The organism is Streptomyces sp. CO7 (assembly GCF_053474865.1).
The window spans coordinates 120,088-121,408 of the sequence record NZ_JBRIOU010000001.1 but is presented as its reverse complement, the minus strand read 5'-3'; the positions used below and the strand labels follow the sequence as shown (position 1 = coordinate 121,408).

The window sequence follows — 1,321 nt, the reverse complement described above, 5'->3', positions numbered from 1 at the left end:
TCCGCCCACCCCGGCAGCGCCTCCACGTGCCCCGGCACCCAGTGCAGCGCCGCGTTGGAGACGATCAGGTCCCACGACCCGCCGGGCCTCCACTCCGTGAGGTCCGCGTGGGCGAACTCCAGCGAGCCCCCGCCCTCCGTCGGGCCGGCCAGCGCCGCCGCCCGCTCCAGCATCGCCGGAGAGTTGTCGTAACCGGTGATCCGCGCCCCGGGCCACCTCCCCGCGAGCAGCGCCGCCGTCGTGTTTCCCGGTCCGCAGCCCAGGTCCGCGATCCGCGGCGTGGACCCGGGCAGCCCGGGCACCCGGGCCAGCAGATCGGCGAACGGCCGTGCGCGGTCGCCCGCATGACGCAAGTACTGCTCGGCATCCCAGTTCATGCCCCCAGTGCACCAGGCAGGTATCTCGACGTCAAGAAAATCGACATCAAGACACTGGACGTCAAGAGACTTCACGTCGACACAACCACTACACTGATCGCATGGAGGACGAGGTCGATCGGCTGGTCGCAGCATGGCGCCGGGAGCGCCCGGACCTCGACGTGGAACCACTCGAAGTGCTCAGCCGGGTCAGCCGGCTCGCCCGCCACCTCGACCGCGCCCGCCGGCTCGCCTTCTCCGAGCACCAGCTCGAACCCTGGGAGTTCGACGTGCTCACCGCCCTGCGCCGCGCCGGAGCCCCCTACCAGCTCTCCCCGGGCCAGCTCCTCACCCAGACCCTGGTCACCTCCGGCACCATGACCAACCGCATCGACCGGCTCACCAAGAAGAGCCTCGTCGAACGCCTCCCCGACCCCAGCGACCGCCGCGGCGTCCTCGTCCGCCTCACCGAGGAGGGCAAGAACCGCGCCGACCTGGCCCTCGCCGGCCTCCTCGACCAGGAACGCGCCCTGCTGTCCGAGCTCTCCCGCGGCGAACGCGGCGAACTCGCCACCCTGCTACGCCGGCTGACCGCCCCGTTCGACAACATCCCCGGCTAGGTCCACCGGCCCCACCCCGGCCCGGCGCGCCAGCGCCACCGCCGCCAGCGTCGAGTGCACGCCCAGCTTCCCCAGCACGTTCTGCATGTGCGTGCGCACCGTGTGCGGCGACAGGAACAGCCGCTCCGCGACCGCCTTGCGGCCCAGCCCCGCCACCATGCAGCGCAGCACCTCACGCTCCCGGGGCGTCAGCGACTCCACCAGCCGCTCGCTCTCCGTCCGGTGCCGCCGCGCCGCGGTCATCTCCCGCAGCACCCCCGTCAGCAGGGCCGGCGGCAGATGCGTCTCGTCACGCAGCACCCCCCGCACCACCGTCAGCAGCCGCGACAGCGAACAGTCCTTCGC

At 72.4% G+C, this 1,321-nt stretch carries 3 protein-coding genes; 1 reads left to right on the top strand and 2 read right to left on the bottom strand.

All coding sequences use genetic code 11. The features are described from left to right. On the bottom strand, positions 1–377 hold a 377-nt coding region (locus ACOV8S_RS00560; RefSeq protein ID WP_448315241.1), incomplete at its 3' end, for a methyltransferase domain-containing protein. Positions 378–478: 101 nt separating this feature from the next. Here ACOV8S_RS00560 and ACOV8S_RS00555 point away from each other — a divergent pair. Then, positions 479–976 carry a MarR family winged helix-turn-helix transcriptional regulator gene (locus ACOV8S_RS00555; protein ID WP_448315239.1) on the top strand — a complete coding sequence of 166 codons (498 nt, stop codon included), beginning with the start codon at positions 479–481 and terminating at the stop codon, positions 974–976. Here the strand turns inward: ACOV8S_RS00555 and ACOV8S_RS00550 are convergent. Further along, the coding region (locus ACOV8S_RS00550) for a response regulator transcription factor (protein WP_448315237.1) at positions 935–1,321 on the bottom strand (387 nt) is incomplete at its 5' end. The two genes, ACOV8S_RS00555 and ACOV8S_RS00550, sit on opposite strands and share 42 nt — an antisense overlap.